The sequence below is a fragment of the Bacillus hominis genome, from assembly GCF_018332515.1.
GTDB lineage: Bacteria > Bacillota > Bacilli > Bacillales > Bacillaceae_G > Bacillus_A > Bacillus_A hominis.
Window position 1 is genome coordinate 1 of sequence record NZ_BOQD01000618.1, and the last position, 364, is coordinate 364.

Here is a 364-nt window from a genome sequence, read left to right on the forward strand (position 1 = left end):
TACCAAAACCTCTTTCTTGACTACTATTTTACACTTTCTTTCATCTTAAAAATTATGAAAGGATACAATTAAATAGTAGAATCATAAACCCTATTATTAGGAAACTGGTTAAAATTATTTCTTTCAATACCGTTACTCCTTTTTACCAAAAAATAAAACATCTTTTTTGATTTAAACAACAAATGTTCACTCTTCTAAATCACGACGCATTATTTTAGAATTTGCAATGAATAAAGCACTAATTAATACAAGAATCGCGCAAGCATATAACAATGAATCTATTGGACTATCGTGATCTATAATAATGAGACGAACAATAGCCGTAATACCTATATATATAAAATAACGTAATGGAAAATGAAAG

The 364-nt window shown here is 26.9% G+C and carries 1 protein-coding gene; it reads right to left on the reverse strand.

All coding sequences use genetic code 11. The features are described from left to right. Window positions 1-186 precede the first annotated feature (186 nt). On the reverse strand, window positions 187-364 hold a 178-nt coding region (locus KI356_RS27650; protein WP_212937058.1), incomplete at its 5' end, for a phosphate-starvation-inducible PsiE family protein.